Genomic DNA, 15778 nt, shown 5'->3' with positions numbered 1-15778 from the left:
CTCTAGAATTGGTAGCCAAACGATTAGAGAAATGGTGAAACGAAGAGCCACCGCGCCCGTTTGGCTACAGACAATTGGACAAACGGCTTAACTGGCCCTGGTCCTGGAAGGGTTAGAGGTAAAGGGGTTTGACCTCTTCCTCAGCTATCCGAACCGCGACAACCTGCCAGTCCGCACTCAAGCGATTGTCGACTAAGTGATCCAGACTTTCCGGCGTCATCGGTCTGTTGAGCAGGTCGATTGCTCCGGTGCTGACTTGGCAGGCGCCAGAAAAGCATTGCCAAAGAGGTCCGCGAACCTAATGCTTGTGCCTGCACGCAATCGCCGCTCCACGATGCGCGATGCGAAAAACGGGTGGGCATGTTGACTAATACCGAGCTGAAAACTGATCCATGACCCTTCGCTTGCAAGGGGTTTCCAAATCAGTCGATGGCGAAGCCCACATCCACGCTCTCGATCTGGAATTGCACAAGGGGACAATGAACGTCCTTCTTGGGCCGACGCTTGCTGGCAAGACCACGCTGATGCGGCTGATGGCGGGGCTGGACGAGCCGGACACCGGCCAGATATTCTGGAACGGTGAGGACGTAACGGGAAAGCGGGTGCAAAAGCGCGACGTCGCGATGGTTTACCAGCAATTCGTCAACTACCCGTCGATGACGGTTCGCGAAAACATTGCCTCTCCGCTCAAGCTGCGTGGTGTCTCGGCGCAGGATATTGAGCGAAAGGTCGGCGAGATGGCCGATCTGCTTCAGCTGACACCGCTGCTCGATCGCAAGCCAAGCGAGATATCCGGAGGGCAGCAGCAGAGATGCGCAATCGCGCGCGCCCTCGTGAAAGATGTCGGCCTTGTGCTCATGGACGAGCCACTTGCCAATCTCGATTACAAGCTGCGCGAGGAGCTTCGCATAGAGATCCCGCGTCTGTTCGCCGCATCGGGAAGCATCTTTGTGTATGCCACGACCGAGCCGGAAGAAGCGCTGCTACTTGGCGGGAACACTGCGACCTTGTGGCAGGGTAGGGTGACACAGTTCGGCCCCTCAACACAGGTTTATAGGCAGCCCGTGGATATGGTCACGGCAAGCGTCTACTCCGACCCTCCGATGAACTTCCTGCCCGTCAGGATAAATGATGGTGCGATCCACTTTCCGAGTGGGCAAGCGCCTGTGTCGAGCGATGCCGCATTGCGCCTTCCCAACGGCAACTACAAAGCTGGCTTCAGGGCGCACAATCTAGATGTTGGCGAAGGCGGCGAGGACAAGATCGCGTTCGACGCGACGGTGAGCGTCACAGAGCTCACTGGGTCAGAAACCTATATTCACATCGACGCGGCCGGCGAAACATGGGTCGGTCTCCTCAGGGGACCGCGCAGCTTTCGGTCGGGCGAGAAGCTGCGCGTCTGTATCGATCCCTCAGATCTGCTGTATTTCGATGAAGAAGGTAGGCTCGCACACCCTCTGCCTCAGTTGGTGGAGGCGTAAGGATGGCGGCGATCACCCTCGACAAGATTGCGCACAGCTACCGCCCTGACCCGATGGAAGAAGAGGATTTTGCTCTCAAGGAGCTGAATCACCAGTGGGAGGATGGCCGCGCCTACGCGCTGTTGGGCCCCAGCGGGTGCGGCAAGACGACCTTGCTCAACATCATGTCGGGACTGCTTGAACCGAGCCGCGGACGCATTCTGTTCGACGGTGAGGACGTGACGCATGCCTCGACGGCGCAGCGCAACATCGCGCAGGTGTTCCAGTTTCCGGTGGTCTACGACACGATGACGGTGCGCGAGAACCTTGCCTTTCCGCTGCGCAATCGCGGCATGGAAGCGGGCTACATCGCGGAGCGCGTCGCGAAGGTTGCGCAGATGATCGGGCTGGAGGATCACCTGCGAAAGAAAGCGCGCGGCCTCACTGCAGACCTCAAGCAGAAAATATCGCTCGGACGCGGTGTCGTCCGCGATGACGTGAATGCAATCCTGTTCGACGAGCCGCTGACGGTCATCGATCCGCATTTGAAGTGGGAACTTCGCACCCAGCTCAAGTCGCTGCACGATGAGTTTGGGCACACGATGGTTTATGTCACTCATGACCAGACAGAGGCGCTAACATTTGCGGATGAAGTCGTGGTCATGCATGAAGGGCGGGTCCTGCAGATCGGCACGCCTCAGGCGCTTTTCGAAGAACCAGCCCATACATTTGTCGGCTATTTCATCGGTTCGCCGGGGATGAATTTCCTGCCCGTGGAGATCGAGGGAGCGCAGGCCCACGCGCAGGGCGAGACGATCAGTCTCGGCTCGAACTATGGCCGTCCCGGAGGTCGCGCAGCACTAGGCATCAGGCCGGAGTTCCTGACTCTCACCAAAGGCGAGGGGCTGCCCGTCACCGTAAACCGCCTTCAGGACGTGGGTCGCCAGAAGTTCATCAATGCAAGTGTGTTTGGCACCGAGATAAACATTGTTGCCGACGCAGGATTCGAAATTGAAGCGGGCATGGACAAAGTCACCTTCGATCCGCGAGCGGCGAGCATCTTCTGCGACGAATGGCGCATCGAAGGCACTCCGATCACGTCCGAAAATGCGGAGGGATCGTGATGGAAAAGACCACAAATCAGCGCGCATGGTTTCTGGTTCTGCCGGTGCTCGTGCTGGTCGCCTTCTCCTCGATCATTCCGATGATGACGGTGGTCAATTATTCGTTCCAGGACAGCTTCGGCGGAAACGAGTTCTTCTGGGTGGGCCTTGAATGGTACCGCGAGCTTTTGCGTTCTGAACGGCTGTGGGACGCACTCGGCCGGCAATTGCTCTTCTCCTCGATCATTTTGGCGATCGAGATACCGCTTGGCATCTTGGTCGCGCTCTGCATGCCGAAAAAGGGATGGCTTGCATCCCTTTGCCTTGTCCTGATGGCCTTGCCGCTGCTCATTCCGTACAACGTTGTCGGCACGATTTGGCAGGTCTTTGCCCGCAGCGACATCGGACTTATGGGGCGCTTCGTCACCGATCTCGGCATTCCATACAATTACGCGCAAGATGCATTCGATGCGTGGGTGACGGTGATCGTGATGGACGTTTGGCACTGGACGTCGCTGGTCGCGCTGCTTGCCTATGCGGGGCTGCGCTCGATCCCGCAGGCTTACTATCAAGCGGCCGAGATTGACCAGGCGAGCCGGTGGAGCGTCTTTCGCTACATCGAATTGCCCAAGATGCGCGGCGTGCTCATCATTGCGGTGCTGCTGCGCTTCATGGACAGCTTCATGATCTACACCGAACCCTTTGTCCTGACCGGAGGAGGGCCGGGCAACGCGACGACCTTCCTGTCGATCGACCTTGTGAAGATGGCGCTTGGCCAATTCGACCTGGGGCCCGCGGCCGCTTTCTCGTTGATGTACTTCCTGCTGATCCTGCTGATTTCTTATGTGTTTTACACGGTCATGATCAGCGCGGACAAAGACGAGGTGGCACGATGAAAGGTTCGAGCTTTCGGCCCTCCGCGCTGGTGCTGGTTGCCTATCTGCTGTTCTTGCTGGTGCCGATCTACTGGCTCGTCATCATGAGCTTTAAACCGAACTCTGAGATTCTCGGCGCATTTACTCTTTGGCCAGAGAATTTCACGCTCGATAATTACCGGACGATCCTGACCGATGCGTCCTGGTACATGGGCTATGTAAACAGCTTCATCTACGTGACGCTCAACACCGCGATTTCGCTAAGCGTCGCGCTGCCGGCCGCTTACGCTTTCAGCCGTTATCGCTTCATGGGCGACAATCACCTGTTCTTCTGGTTGCTGACGAACCGTATGGCGCCGCCTGCGGTGTTCGCGCTGCCATTTTTCCAACTGTATTCGAGCGTGAACCTGTTCGATACGCATATCGCGGTCGCACTGGCGCATTGCCTTTTCAACGTGCCGCTTGCGGTGTGGATCCTCGAAGGCTTCATGCGCGGCGTTCCTCGCGAAATCGACGAGACGGCATTCATCGACGGCTACAGCTTCCCCCGTTTCTTCACGCGCATCTTCATACCCATGATTGCCCCTGGGATCGGGGTCGCGGCGTTCTTCTGTTTCATGTTCAGCTGGGTAGAACTGCTTCTGAGCCGCACCCTGACAAGTGTCGATGCAAAGCCGATAACCGCGACAATGACGCGCACAGTTTCAGCATCAGGGCTCGACTGGGGCGTGCTCGCAGCGGCGGGCGTTTTGACGATCATACCGGGAGCGATCGTGATCTATTTCGTGCGCGGATACATCGCCAAGGGTTTCGCCCTTGGCAGGGTTTGAGATGCGAGGAGCCTGATCATGGACTGGATGGCATGGACGTGGCCCACAGCGCTGTTCTTTGCAGCGATTGCGCTGACATTGGCCGTCATGGCGATCTTGCAGGTTCGCTACCCGACCACGCCGAGGACTGGCATTCTGGGTATCGAGACCGCCAGGGGTGATCGGTTGTTCATTAGCTTGTTGGGTAGCGCATTCATCAACCTTGCCTGGATCGGGCTTTTGGACTTGCCGCAATATTGGGCACTTATCTTATCTGCCCTATTTGCATTCTGCGTTTTCCGCTGGGTATGATGCAGGCGAGAGAGACATCGGGACGGGACAGATAACCTAATGAGAATTGCAATTGTTTTGGGCGTTAGCCTCGCGCTGGCGGCGTGTTCGGATGCTGCCGACAGCGATTTCGTGGTGCTGAGCGAGGCGGAGCGGCAGCAAGCGGCGAGCGACTTCCTCGACAATGAAATTGGCGAGATGTCCGCACTTTCTCGAGAGGAGCAGCAGGCCGAGCTCGACTGGTTCATGGACGCGGCAACGCCGTATCAGGGGATGTCGATCTCGGTCGTGTCGGAAACGATCGCGACCCACGAATACGAAGCCAAGGTTCTCGCCCCGGCATTTTCTGCGATGACCGGCATCGACGTCACTCACGACCTGATCGGTGAGGGCGATGTGGTCGAAAAGCTGCAGACGCAGATGCAGTCGGATGAGAACATCTACGACGCCTACGTCAATGATTCCGACCTGATCGGAACTCACTGGCGTTATCAGCAGGTACGCAATCTCACCGACTGGATGTCTGGCGAGGGCAGCGACGTCACCAGTCCAACGCTCGATCTGCCCGATTTCATCGGGACCGACTTCACCACTGGCCCCGACGGCAAATTGTACCAGCTGCCCGATCAGCAGTTCGCGAACCTTTATTGGTTCCGCTACGACTGGTTCACCGACCCGGAGATCAAGGCGGATTTCAAGGCAGCCTACGGTTACGACCTCGGTGTTCCGGTCAACTGGTCGGCCTATGAGGACATCGCCGAGTTCTTCACCGGCCGCGAAATCGACGGTCAGACGGTCTATGGCAGCATGGACTACGGCAAAAAGGACCCGTCGCTCGGCTGGCGCTTCACCGATGCCTGGATGTCGATGGCTGGTATGGGCTCGGTCGGCGAACCCAATGGCCTGCCGGTCGATGAATGGGGCATTCGCGTAAACGAGAATTCGCAGCCGGTCGGCTCCTGTGTCGTTCGCGGCGGGGCGACCAATTCGCCTGCGGCGGTCTATGCACTCGCCAAGTACTCAAAGTGGCTCAACGAATATTCGCCGCCGTCCGCGGCTGGGATGACCTTCTCCGAAGCTGGCCCTGTGCCCGCCCAGGGTGCAATTGCGCAGCAGATTTTCTGGTACACCACATTCACCGCCAACATGGTAGGCGAAGAGGCATCGGCAGTCCTCTACGACGACGGCACTCCGCGATGGCGCATGGCTCCGAGCCCGCATGGCGCGTATTGGGAAGAAGGGATGAAGGTCGGTTATCAGGACGCAGGTTCGTGGACCCTGATGAAATCGACACCTGTCGACCGCGCCAAAGCGGCATGGCTCTATGCCCAGTTCGTCACGTCGAAGACTGTCGATGTGAAGAAGGCGCATGTCGGCCTCACCTTCATTCGCGAAAGCACGATCCAGCACGAAAGCTTCACCGAGCGCGCTCCCAAGCTTGGCGGTCTGGTCGAGTTCTACCGTTCGCCTGCGCGCACCCGCTGGTCGCCCACCGGAACCAATGTTCCGGACTATCCGCGCCTCGCGCAGCTATGGTGGCAGAATATCGGCGACGCATCCTCAGGCACCAAGAGCCCGCAGGCCGCGCTTGACGCGCTTTGCGAACAGCAGGAGCGCGTACTCGCGCGTCTAGAACGCGCCGGGCTTCAGGGCGATCTCGGACCCAAGCTCAACGAAGTTCGAAGTGCCGATTACTGGCTCAACCAGCCAGGGTCTCCGAAGGCAAAGCTTGCCAATGAAGACCCCGCTCCGATCACGATCGAATACGACGAATTAATCCAGACCTGGCAGTAGGACGCGCTTTACAGGCCCAGGTCGCTTAGTCCCGGATGATCATCGGGGCGGCGGCCGAGTGGCCAGTGGAACAGGCGCTCTTCTTCGCGAATTGGCTTCTCGTTGATGCTTGCGTGGCGCTCTTCCATCAGGCCATTAGCGTCGAACTGCCAGTTCTCGTTGCCATAGGCGCGAAACCAGTTTCCGCTGTCGTCGCGGTACTCATACGCATAGCGCACGGCGATACGGTTTCCGTCGTGAGCCCAGAGTTCCTTGATGAGCCGGTAGTCCAGTTCGCGGGACCATTTGCGGGTGAGGAAGGTTTCAATCTCCTCGCGTCCCTGCGGAAACTCGGCGCGGTTTCGCCAACGCGAATCCGGCGTATAGGCAAGCGCGACCTTGGCCGGGTCACGGCCATTCCAGCCATCTTCGGCAAGCCTCACTTTTTCTCGCGCAGTTTCGTCAGAGAATGGGGGCAGCGGGGGACGGGACATGTTCAGTTCTCCATTTCCGGGGAGTGGTCAAAGGCGAACGCGCAATCGCGGCATTCGGCTTTTCGTTCTGAGAGATTGACCTCTGCGAGGCGCCTCTGGCCGTCAGCCGGGTGGTCGATGATCGCGCTTTCGACACAGGCAATCATCCCGAGCGCGACGAACAGGGCGACCAGATATCGGCGCATCTCGCGCAGTTCGGGGTCGTCTTGAGTTTTCCGAGTTGCTTCGTCGAAAGCCACCGGGGGAACGAATCCGCCAGCAAGTTCTTCAGCTGCCGGCATGGGAATGAGGGACCAGTTCATAGCTCGATCTCCAGCTTGTCGACATCGCGATGAGGGACCGCAGAGCAAGTGAGCACTTCGCCCTCGGCTACCTCTACGCTGGGCTTGTTGGTGTATGCGACCTTGCCCTTGAGCAGCTTGACCGCGCACATTCCGCAAGTGCCTCGGCGGCAGCTGAACGGTGCTTCGATGCCGCGCGCTTCGGCGAGTTCAAGCAGGGTTCCGCCTTGAGGTTCCCAACGCGCTTCCTTGTTTGATCCGGCAAAGATCACCGGTACGCTCTCGGTTGCCGCGGGTACTACCTCGGTGACGGCCACGCCCTCATCGGGGCGACGAATGAGCGAGGATGGACCAAATGCCTCGGCGTGAATTCGGGCATCCGAGACGTTCATGTCGCGAAGGCCGTCATACACTCCCTGCATAAAGCCCGGCGGGCCGCACATGTAGAAATCGTAGTCACCGAAAGGCAGGAACCGGCCAAGATCGGCGGCTCTGAAGCGACCGTGCCAACTGTAATCCTCGCCTTGTTTCTCATCGTCGCCGGGAGCGTCATGCACCGCGATGAATTTGACCGCGCCTGCAGCTTCGCGAACGAGTTCTCCGATCTCATCGTGAAAGGCGCGCAGGTCGCGGCTCTTGGCGGCGTGGACCAGCCATGTCGGGCGGGTCCCTCGCGTGCGTTTACCCTCGAATACTATCTGGCGCAGCATCGAGAGCATCGGCGTGATACCCACGCCGGCGGCAACCAGTACGGCAGGACGTTTCTCATCGCCCTCAATGAAAAAGTCTCCACCGGGACCGCGCGCTTCAATGACATCGCCTTCCTTCAATGAATGGAGGTGCTCAGAAAAGAGCCCCTGCCGCTTCACGCTCAGACGGTAGGTTCCATCCGAAGGCGCGGACGAGAGTGTGTACGTCCGGGTGACCGGCGTGGCCGAACCGGGTATGTCTGCGCGAACCGGCAGATGTTGTCCCGCCTTGAAAGTCGAGATTCCGCCACCGTCCATGGGAACCAGGGTGAAGGAAGAAATCTCTGCGGTCTCGCGCGTGATTGTCTCGATGCGAAATTCGCGCCATGTCTTCGCAGCCTTCTGCGCCTCAATCCTCGCAGCGGTCTCTTCCCATGATCCTGTCATGAGCGAGTTGGGCGAAAAGGCATCACCGGCACGCAGTTTCCAGCGGATCGGCAGTGCAGCCCGGCGACGTACGATGCGACGCGGAGTGAAATGCCAAATACGCTCGGCGCCCTGGAAATTGGCTATTTCCGGACCGTCGAACACGATTTGCGTGTCACCTGTGATTTGGAGGACGTCGCCTGTTTCAAAGTCGGCAAAGATCAGTCCAGCGCGTGGATTGACGGTAAAATTGCCAAGCGTGTTGAAGTGAAGGTTTCCAGCAAAATCGGGGATCGTCATCCGGCCTTCACCATCAACCCTCACGAAGCCCGGTTTTCCCCCGCGGTGCGAGACGTCGACCTGACGTTCCTCTTTGAGGTCGACGTAGGAAGCCACGAAGAAAGTGTCGGCGGCTGCGATCATGGTGCGGGCTTCATCGTCGAGAGAGGAAAGCTCCTCTACCTCGATCGGGAAATCGGCCTGCGGGTCACGGACAAATTCAAAATCACGCAGTTGGATGTATTGCGGGCAGTTCCCGAAAGAGTGACCGACGCTCACTGCAAAACCGCTAGCGGTGGTCGAGTGGACCAGTCCATTCATCCGGTTGCGTCGGCGGGTCGAAAGCTCAATCCCGAGCATTCCGATTGCCTTGCCGTCCTTCAGCCCGGCAGCAGCGGGGTCACTGCTGTCCGGTGCAAAATCGATGGTGAGTTCGCGCGGATCCGGAGAACGCATGAAACCCGGCTCGCCTGTGACCATCGAAGCCCAGACATCGCCGCTTTCATCAACAGAGCCGATCATCATGAAGGGGATCGAGTTGTAAAAATTGCGGTGCTGCTCGGGCATGTAGTCCCGGACCACCTGCGAACCATTCTTCGCCATACGCTCCGCAACACCGAGCCGCTCCTGCACGGCGACTTCGCCGGAATGCCAAGGGAACGATTGTTGTGCCGTTGCATGCGCCATTTTTCGTACTCCGGTCGGGTGAGAGGAAGGGGTGCAGCCGGGGCGGGTGGGGGAGAGGAGAGGACGGGTTCCCGCCCCGGCTGCGAGGGTGATCATGCGGCTTTGCGCAGGCCGATTTCAGTGGTCTGGAAGGGTGCGAAGCCCTCGAGCTTTTCAATCCGATCAAGCCAGGCGTTGACGCGGTTGTAGCTCGACAGATCTACGTTCCCTTCGGGAGCGTTGACGATGTAGCTGTAGAGCGCGACGTCAGCGATCGTCGGCTGGGCGCTGCCAGTAATCCAGTTGCGGCCTTCCAGCTCGCTATCGATCAGCTTGAGAATGGCATGAGCCTTTGCGATCGTCTTTTCCGGATCGAAATCGGCGCCGAAGACGGTAATCAGGCGAGCAGCACCTGGCCCAGCTGCGAGTTCCCCCGCGGCGACCGAAAGCCAGCGCTGGACGCGGGCTGCAGCAGCGGGTGCTTCAGGAAGCCAGTCACTGCGGCCGAACTTCTTTGCGACATAGACAAGAATGGCGTTGGAGTCTGAGATCACGGTGTCACCGTCGACCAGCACAGGAACTTGGCCAAAGGAGTTGAGCGCCAGATACGGGGCCGACTTGTGCTCGCCATTGGCAAGATCGACATCGACGATCTCGGCCTCGACGTTAAGAAGCGACAGAAAGAGCCGGGCGCGGTGAGCGTGGCCAGAGAGCGGGAAGTGGTAGAGTTTCATTACATTCGCCTTTCGAAATGTCGTCCTGGGGAGGAGTTGACTGTGGGTCGGTGCGTCCGACGGATTTCGATCTAGGCAATTGCGCTTGACGTTAGAATGCGGCAAATATTCAAGTCAGTATTTCGAATTATGAAATAATGTGCGTCGGAGCGGCACCATCGATAAAGTTCACGCCATGAAGGTCTTTCTCGAGGTGGCGCGCAGGCAAAGCTTTGCCGCTGCCGGAAGGGAAATGAACGCCAGCCCTGCGACCGTCACGCGGACCGTGGCTGCGCTTGAGGAAATGATCGGTGCTGACTTGTTCGTGCGAACCACGCGTACGGTGCGCCTGACCGAAGCGGGCGAAAGATATGCTCCGGAATGTGAACGCATTCTCGCCGAGATTGACGCTGCAGACGCGCTAGCTGCCGGTGTCCAGGCGCAACCGGTCGGTTTGCTTGCGATCACCGCTCCTGTCCTTTTTGGGCGATTGTATATTGCTCCGATCGTGACGGAGTTTTGCGACCTCTATCCTGATGTGAGTGTGCAACTCGTTTTGCTCGACCGTGTGACCAACATGGTCGACGAAGGCTTCGATATCGCATTGCGCATCGGTCACTTGCGAGATTCTTCGCTTAAAGCCGCACAAGTGGGGCATGTCAGACGGGTGGTAACCGGATCGGCCGCTTATCTCAGGCGCAACGGCGTGCCGCAGTCTCCGCAAGACCTAAAGTCACACAAGATTGTTGCCGTCTCGAGCGGGTTCTCAGGCGTCGACTGGCGCTTTGGCAAGGACGAGAAAGCCGTCGTCAGGGTGCACCCACAGATCCTTTGCAACAACAATGCAGCGGCCATTGGAATGGCGGCGGATGGGTGGGGCCTGACGCGCGTCCTGTCATATCAGGTCGGACCTGAAGTAAACGCCGGTCGACTGCGGCTGGTGCTGGAGGATTATGAAGAGGCCTCGCTTCCCGTTCATATCGTCCACGGAGGGACACGCAACACGGCTGCAAAGGTCAGGGCATTCGTCGACTTCGCGGTCGAGCGACTGCGAGCCAACCCCATTTTTGCGGCTGCCGATTAAGCCCTGAAGTGCCGCCGTTATTCGTGGCGCAGAGCGTCGATTGGGTCGAGCTGTGATGCTCGGCGTGCGGGATAGTAGCCAAAGACGATCCCCATTCCTGAAGCGAACAGGAAGCTGAAGATGTTGATCATCGGATCGAACACGAAGGGCACGTCAATGACGCCTGCCAGCGACACAGAGGCGAAGAAGGCGAGCAAAAGACCGACCAATCCGCCAAACGCACAAAGTACCACCGCTTCGGTCAGGAATTGTAACCGGACTTCTCGTGCTAGCGCACCAATGGCTAGCCTGATCCCGATCTCCCTAGTTCGCTCTGTGACCGAAACCAGCATGATGTTCATGATGCCGATACCTCCGACCAAGAGGCTGATTGAAGCGATGACGGCAACCATCGCCGTCAGCGCGCCTGTAACGGAGCTAAGTGCGTCATTCACTTGCGCTGTGTCGATGATGTTGAAGTCGTTGGGCGCGTCGCCTTGCAGCACGCGACGTTCGCGCAGCAGGTCGATCAGCGAATCCTGAATTACAGTGGCCGAGTAGGCCGCGTTATATTTCAGGACGAAATAGTCGATATTGTCGCTGCCTCGGAACCGTCGCTGAACTGTTTTCAGCGGCATGAACACCGTGTCATCGTCGTCCGCCCCGCCGCCGCCCTGGCCGCGTTCCTCGAGCACCCCGATGACGGTGCAGGGCACATCGCCGAGCCTCATTTCCTCGCCAATCGGGCTCACGTCAGGAAGGAAAATAGCCTCGCGAACCTTAGGGCCAAGCAGGCAGACGTTTTGCCCGGAAGCTTCCTCGTCGCTGGTGAAGGGACGTCCTTCGACCACTTCGATCGCCTGAGCCTCGAGGAAGTTCGTATCCGCACCCGTGACGCGCGTGTCCCAGTCCTGTCCGTTGTAGAATGCGGTCGCGCTTGCCCCGACATTGGCGGCGGCAACTTCGACACCTGCAATCTGCTGCTCAACCGCTTCGACGTCGTCGAGATCGAACTGGCGAACCGGACCATTGTCCACGCGTACCGGGAAGACGATGAAATTTGACGAGCCGAGCGAGGAGATTTCGTCTTGGACCGATGCGGTCACGCCGTTGCCGAGCGTGACCATCGTCACAACCGCTGCAACGCCGATGATGATGCCGAGGGTCGTTAAGATCGAGCGCATGAGGTGACGCCTGATCTCGCGAAGGGCCAGAAGGAAGGTTGCACCGAGCATCAGGCATCTCCTCCCTGAGCTTCAAGGCTGCGAGTGCCCCGTTCAGTGCGTTCCACCAGACCGTCACGGAAGTGAATGACTGTCTTTGCGAAGGCGGCCATTTCCTCTTCATGCGTCACCATGATCACGGTGATGCCGCCCGCGTTGAGCTCGCGCATCAGCTCCATGATCTCGATCGAGCGTTCTGTATCGAGATTGCCGGTCGGTTCGTCGGCGAGCAGCACGTCGGGATCGGAAACAAGCGCCCGCGCAATCGCGACACGCTGTTGCTGGCCGCCCGAAAGCTCCGCCGGCGTGTGCGTTGCCCATGGTGCAAGACCAACTTGATCAAGCGCATGCATGGCAGCATCGCGGCGGACAGACTTTTTTTCGCCGCGATAGAGCAGGGGAAGCTCGACATTCTCCAGCGCGGTCGTGCGCGAGAGCAGATTGAAGCCCTGAAACACGAAGCCAAGATACTTGCGCCTGAGCAGGCTGCGCTGATCGCGGTCCATCTTCTGCACTTCGACGCCGCGAAAACGGAAGATTCCTTCAGTCGGAACATCGAGGCAACCGAGGATGTTCATTGTCGTCGACTTGCCCGAACCCGACGGGCCCATGATCGCGACGAACTGGCCACGATCAATGGTGAGGTCCACTCCCTTGAGCGCCTTGAACGCGGCAGGCCCGTTGCCGAAGACTTTGGTAATGCCTTCGAGTTCAATGAGCGGCACTTCGCTCATCCGGCTTGTGCCTCCACTCCGGTGACTACTTTCGTACCCGCCTCAAGTTCATCCGACTGCACGGCGGTCGTCCGACCGTCGCTTCGCCCGGTGATGACTTCGACTGCCTTGAGAGTGCCGTCATCCTGAAGCACTTGGACAGTCTGCCTGCTGCCCACACCAATGGTCGCTTGCTGGTCTTCGCGCTCAAGCCCGACGCTGACATTGAGCACACCGCCGCCTTCGTCCTCGTTTTGTTGACCGGGGCGAAAGCGCAGTGCGGCGTTGGGCACGAGTTTGACGCTCCCGGTCGTGTCAGTTGCGATCGTTGCGGTTGCGGTCATGCCGGGTCGCAAGAGGCCTTCAGGGTTCTGCACGCTGAGCCGCGCCTCGTAGTTGACAACCGAGGCCCCCGCCGCCGCAGCAGCGCCGCCCGCCTGTTCGTTGACCGTGTTGCCTGAAGCAAGGTCCACCCGGTCCAGCGTCGCAGGGAACCGCCGGCCCGGATAAGCGTCCACTGTAAAGGTTGCATCCTGACCCGCTGCTACCTGGCCGACATCCGCCTCGTCGATGGATACGCGAAGCTGCATCGCGGCAAGGTCCTCGGCGATCACGAACAGGGTCACCGTGTTGAACGCGGCAACGACGGTTTGTCCAACCTCGATCTGACGAGCGAGCACCACGCCCGTCACCGGCGCGCGGATCACGGCGCGAGATCGAGTTGTAAGGTTCGCCCTGAGCGTCGCCTCGGCGGCCTGAATGTTGGCGCGTGCTGACGATACAGCCGCTTCGTCGCGGGCCGCGGCTGCTTCTGCTTGATCGAGCTCGATAAGGGAAGGCACGCGGCCTCCCGAAAGCTCGCGCACTTCGCGGAAGCGAACGAGCTGCGCATTGGTTGCTTCGAGCGAGGCCTGTGCCTGGACGAGGCTTGCACGCGCTGCGTTAAGATTAGCGCGGGACTGCGCGATCTGCTGGTCGATGATCTCGGTATTGATGATCGCAATGACCTGGCCGCGCGTTACGCGGTCGTTGACGTCGACGAGCACCTGATCGACAGGGCCGGTCACTTCTGAACCAACCGTCACCTGGTTCGTCGGACGCAGATTTCCGGTCGCCGTGACGGTGAGTTCGAGAGAGCCTTCGGTCACTTCCTCGGTGATGTAGGTAACCTCCCCATCGCCGCCCGAACACCGCGATATCGCAAAGATCAGGATCAGGATGATCAAGGCCGGAAGCCAGTACTTCATCCAGCGCCGCCAGCGCGGGCGTTCCTTCACGCCAAGGAATTCATCGACGTTCGTACCGTCATCCGTCTGGGGCGTGTCCGCCGTCTCGCTCATTGCCCGTTATCCCTGTCTTGCGAATTCTGTTCGGGTGGCGATCGCCACCCGCCGCCCATTGCCCGCGCCAATTGCACAAAAGCAATCGCCCGCGCAGCTTCGGCTGAAATTTGAGAAGTTTCGGCGCTGAGCAGCGCGCTCTCTACATTAAGCAGCACCTGAAAATCGATCAGCCCTGCCTGATACTGGCTTCGTCCGAGAATGGCTGCATTGCGAGCGCCGTCGCTCGCTTCGACCAGCGCAATCACGCGTTCATTGCTGGTATCAAGGTCAACCGATGCTGTTTCGACGTCTTCAAGCGCGGTTAGGATCGACTGGCGCCACGCTGCGAGCGATCCGTCAGCTATCGCTCGCGAAGCATCGACCCTCGCTCGGGCCGCTCCGCCATCGAAAAGAAGTTGCGATAAGCTGGCGAAGACGTTGCCGGTAATGACATCGAACAGATCGTCTATTCCGAATGAGGAAGTGCCAACCGTGCCGGTGAGGCGAGCGATCGGGTAGAGTTGTGTCCTCGCGATACCGATCCTTTCAAAGTCGCCGACGAGCCGCGCTTCGGCAGCGCTGACATCCGGTCGCATTCGAAGGATGTCGGCCGGCGCGTTGACGGCGTTCGCGAGCGGAGGTGAGGGGACTTCACGCGGATCTGCAAGCAAGCGGGCGTAGACCTCGCCAGGCGGATCTCCGATGAGCGTCGAAATGGCGTTGGCTGCGGCAACCAGATCACCTTCGAGCAGCGGTATGGTAGCGGCCGTTTGCGCGCGTTGTGTTCGCGCCTGTTCAACGTCGAGGCTCGACACAAGCCCGGCTTGATTGCGCCACCTTGCGATCTGCAGGTTGTCGTCCTGGTTGGCGAGCGACTGACGGGCAAACTCAAGCTGAGCGGCGACAGAACGCGCTGTGATGGTCTGGATCGCGACTGTTGCAACCACGATCCGTTCCAGATCGGCTGCGTTAAAGCCTGCTGCGGCAAGATCGGCGCGCGAAGCATCGATGGAAGAACTGATCCTGCCAAACAGGTCGAGCTCCCATGCAAGATCGGCACTGAGCGAGAATTGAAATTCGTCCCGGGAGAAATCGCCGAAGTCTCTTCCGACACCACCGCCTGCAGATGCCGAGGGCAAGCGCGCTGCCCGTGCCTCTCGCAGCCCAGCCTCAGCTGCACGCAGCTGGGCGAGGGACTGAGCGATGTCGTAGTTTTGAGTGCGGGCCTGAGTGACAAATTCGTCGATCAGCGGATCGTTCAAAAGCGCCCAGTATTCGCCCAGCTCGATCGCTTGGCCTTCTTGCGAGGCAAACGTCCAGCGTTCGGGCAAAGGAATGGTTTCCTGCAGCGTTGGTGGCTGGGCCGTGCCGGGAAGCGAGCAGCCCTGCAAAAGCGCCAACGCAAGGATTGCGGGCGCCGCAGCGACAGCTGCGAACCTTCTTTCCCGAGTTTTCTGCATTCGACCCCCTGATGCAGTGTTGCGACGCGGCTAACGATCACGCTTTTCAAGCATTTGGCAAGCCTTGAACATCGACGCTTGCCGAGAATGTGCACACGTTCATCGACGAACGGCGATTTCTGTCTGAACCACTACGGG

At 59.2% G+C, this 15778-nt stretch carries 15 protein-coding genes; 7 read left to right on the top strand and 8 right to left on the bottom strand.

Annotated elements, in window-relative coordinates:
- Nucleotides 1-392 precede the first annotated feature (392 nt).
- The 6 genes from NAP1_RS08620 to NAP1_RS08595 are packed head-to-tail and all read left to right on the top strand — an operon-like array spanning nucleotide 393 to nucleotide 6332.
- The gene (locus NAP1_RS08620) at nucleotides 393-1481 is read left to right on the top strand and encodes an ABC transporter ATP-binding protein (protein ID WP_007164889.1); all 1089 of its coding nucleotides are present in this window, start codon (nucleotides 393-395) and stop codon (nucleotides 1479-1481) included.
- 2 nt (nucleotides 1482-1483) lie between these two features.
- Complete coding sequence (locus NAP1_RS08615) at nucleotides 1484-2584, top strand: ABC transporter ATP-binding protein (RefSeq protein ID WP_007164888.1); 1101 nt, start codon at nucleotides 1484-1486, stop codon at nucleotides 2582-2584.
- The gene (locus tag NAP1_RS08610; RefSeq protein ID WP_007164887.1) at nucleotides 2584-3459 is read left to right on the top strand and encodes a carbohydrate ABC transporter permease; all 876 of its coding nucleotides are present in this window, start codon (nucleotides 2584-2586) and stop codon (nucleotides 3457-3459) included. Before NAP1_RS08615 ends, NAP1_RS08610 begins: the two co-directional genes overlap by 1 nt.
- The gene (locus NAP1_RS08605) at nucleotides 3456-4268 is read left to right on the top strand and encodes a carbohydrate ABC transporter permease (protein ID WP_007164886.1); all 813 of its coding nucleotides are present in this window, start codon (nucleotides 3456-3458) and stop codon (nucleotides 4266-4268) included. The genes NAP1_RS08610 and NAP1_RS08605 overlap by 4 nt, the downstream gene beginning before the upstream one ends.
- Nucleotides 4269-4286: 18 nt before the next feature.
- Nucleotides 4287-4559: a DUF2160 domain-containing protein gene (locus tag NAP1_RS08600; protein WP_007164885.1), complete on the top strand. Its 273-nt coding sequence runs from the start codon at nucleotides 4287-4289 to the stop codon at nucleotides 4557-4559.
- Between the two features lie 39 nt (nucleotides 4560-4598).
- On the top strand, nucleotides 4599-6332 hold the full coding sequence (locus tag NAP1_RS08595) for an ABC transporter substrate-binding protein (RefSeq protein WP_007164884.1): 1734 nt from the start codon (nucleotides 4599-4601) through the stop codon (nucleotides 6330-6332).
- Nucleotides 6333-6340: 8 nt separating this feature from the next.
- On the opposite strand, the gene NAP1_RS08590 is transcribed toward NAP1_RS08595, so the two are convergent.
- The 4 genes from NAP1_RS08590 to NAP1_RS08575 form a co-directional block, all read right to left on the bottom strand.
- Nucleotides 6341-6805 (bottom strand): DUF1348 family protein, encoded by a 465-nt coding sequence (locus tag NAP1_RS08590; RefSeq protein ID WP_040464364.1) that lies wholly within the window; start codon nucleotides 6803-6805, stop codon nucleotides 6341-6343.
- 2 nt (nucleotides 6806-6807) lie between these two features.
- Nucleotides 6808-7107 carry a hypothetical protein gene (locus NAP1_RS08585; RefSeq protein WP_007164882.1) on the bottom strand — a complete coding sequence of 100 codons (300 nt, stop codon included), beginning with the start codon at nucleotides 7105-7107 and terminating at the stop codon, nucleotides 6808-6810.
- A complete protein-coding gene (locus NAP1_RS08580) occupies nucleotides 7104-9167 on the bottom strand; it encodes a pyridoxamine 5'-phosphate oxidase family protein (RefSeq protein WP_007164881.1) in 2064 nt (687 codons plus the stop codon). The genes NAP1_RS08585 and NAP1_RS08580 overlap by 4 nt, the downstream gene beginning before the upstream one ends.
- Before the next feature lie 92 nt (nucleotides 9168-9259).
- A complete protein-coding gene (locus tag NAP1_RS08575; protein ID WP_007164880.1) occupies nucleotides 9260-9880 on the bottom strand; it encodes a glutathione S-transferase family protein in 621 nt (206 codons plus the stop codon).
- A 175-nt stretch (nucleotides 9881-10055) separates the two neighbouring features.
- Here NAP1_RS08575 and NAP1_RS08570 point away from each other — a divergent pair, with 175 nt between their 5' ends.
- Entirely contained in the window at nucleotides 10056-10943 is an 888-nt protein-coding gene (locus tag NAP1_RS08570) for a LysR family transcriptional regulator (protein WP_007164879.1), read from the top strand.
- Between the two features lie 17 nt (nucleotides 10944-10960).
- Here the strand turns inward: NAP1_RS08570 and NAP1_RS08565 are convergent, their stop codons facing one another.
- From NAP1_RS08565 to NAP1_RS08550, 4 genes are read right to left on the bottom strand one after another with little or no spacing between them, the layout of a single operon-like run.
- Nucleotides 10961-12157 carry an ABC transporter permease gene (locus NAP1_RS08565; protein ID WP_007164878.1) on the bottom strand — a complete coding sequence of 399 codons (1197 nt, stop codon included), beginning with the start codon at nucleotides 12155-12157 and terminating at the stop codon, nucleotides 10961-10963.
- The gene (locus tag NAP1_RS08560; protein WP_007164877.1) at nucleotides 12157-12879 is read right to left on the bottom strand and encodes an ABC transporter ATP-binding protein; all 723 of its coding nucleotides are present in this window, start codon (nucleotides 12877-12879) and stop codon (nucleotides 12157-12159) included. The genes NAP1_RS08565 and NAP1_RS08560 overlap by 1 nt, the downstream gene beginning before the upstream one ends.
- Nucleotides 12876-14198, bottom strand: coding sequence for an efflux RND transporter periplasmic adaptor subunit (locus NAP1_RS08555; RefSeq protein WP_007164876.1), 1323 nt, complete (start codon nucleotides 14196-14198; stop codon nucleotides 12876-12878). Before NAP1_RS08555 ends, NAP1_RS08560 begins: the two co-directional genes overlap by 4 nt.
- Nucleotides 14195-15640, bottom strand: coding sequence for an efflux transporter outer membrane subunit (locus NAP1_RS08550; protein WP_007164875.1), 1446 nt, complete (start codon nucleotides 15638-15640; stop codon nucleotides 14195-14197). The genes NAP1_RS08555 and NAP1_RS08550 overlap by 4 nt, the downstream gene beginning before the upstream one ends.
- Between the last annotated feature and the right edge of the window lie 138 nt (nucleotides 15641-15778).

This window comes from Erythrobacter sp. NAP1 (assembly GCF_000152865.1).
Taxonomy (GTDB): domain Bacteria; phylum Pseudomonadota; class Alphaproteobacteria; order Sphingomonadales; family Sphingomonadaceae; genus Erythrobacter.
Note: the sequence above shows the minus strand (reverse complement) of the source record. Positions and strands in the feature narration are given on the sequence as shown.

Excerpts from the sequence above, each read along its gene's own strand:
- NAP1_RS08620 (WP_007164889.1), top strand. The coding sequence starts at position 393 with ATGACCCTTCGCTTGCAAGGGGTTTCCAAATCAGTCGATGGCGAAGCC.
- NAP1_RS08615 (WP_007164888.1), top strand. The coding sequence starts at position 1,484 with ATGGCGGCGATCACCCTCGACAAGATTGCGCACAGCTACCGCCCTGAC.
- NAP1_RS08610 (WP_007164887.1), top strand. The coding sequence starts at position 2,584 with ATGGAAAAGACCACAAATCAGCGCGCATGGTTTCTGGTTCTGCCGGTG.
- NAP1_RS08605 (WP_007164886.1), top strand. The coding sequence starts at position 3,456 with ATGAAAGGTTCGAGCTTTCGGCCCTCCGCGCTGGTGCTGGTTGCCTAT.
- NAP1_RS08600 (WP_007164885.1), top strand. The coding sequence starts at position 4,287 with ATGGACTGGATGGCATGGACGTGGCCCACAGCGCTGTTCTTTGCAGCG.
- NAP1_RS08595 (WP_007164884.1), top strand. The coding sequence starts at position 4,599 with ATGAGAATTGCAATTGTTTTGGGCGTTAGCCTCGCGCTGGCGGCGTGT.
- NAP1_RS08590 (WP_040464364.1), bottom strand. The coding sequence starts at position 6,805 with ATGTCCCGTCCCCCGCTGCCCCCATTCTCTGACGAAACTGCGCGAGAA.
- NAP1_RS08585 (WP_007164882.1), bottom strand. The coding sequence starts at position 7,107 with ATGAACTGGTCCCTCATTCCCATGCCGGCAGCTGAAGAACTTGCTGGC.
- NAP1_RS08580 (WP_007164881.1), bottom strand. The coding sequence starts at position 9,167 with ATGGCGCATGCAACGGCACAACAATCGTTCCCTTGGCATTCCGGCGAA.
- NAP1_RS08575 (WP_007164880.1), bottom strand. The coding sequence starts at position 9,880 with ATGAAACTCTACCACTTCCCGCTCTCTGGCCACGCTCACCGCGCCCGG.
- NAP1_RS08570 (WP_007164879.1), top strand. The coding sequence starts at position 10,056 with ATGAAGGTCTTTCTCGAGGTGGCGCGCAGGCAAAGCTTTGCCGCTGCC.
- NAP1_RS08565 (WP_007164878.1), bottom strand. The coding sequence starts at position 12,157 with ATGCTCGGTGCAACCTTCCTTCTGGCCCTTCGCGAGATCAGGCGTCAC.
- NAP1_RS08560 (WP_007164877.1), bottom strand. The coding sequence starts at position 12,879 with ATGAGCGAAGTGCCGCTCATTGAACTCGAAGGCATTACCAAAGTCTTC.
- NAP1_RS08555 (WP_007164876.1), bottom strand. The coding sequence starts at position 14,198 with ATGAGCGAGACGGCGGACACGCCCCAGACGGATGACGGTACGAACGTC.
- NAP1_RS08550 (WP_007164875.1), bottom strand. The coding sequence starts at position 15,640 with ATGCAGAAAACTCGGGAAAGAAGGTTCGCAGCTGTCGCTGCGGCGCCC.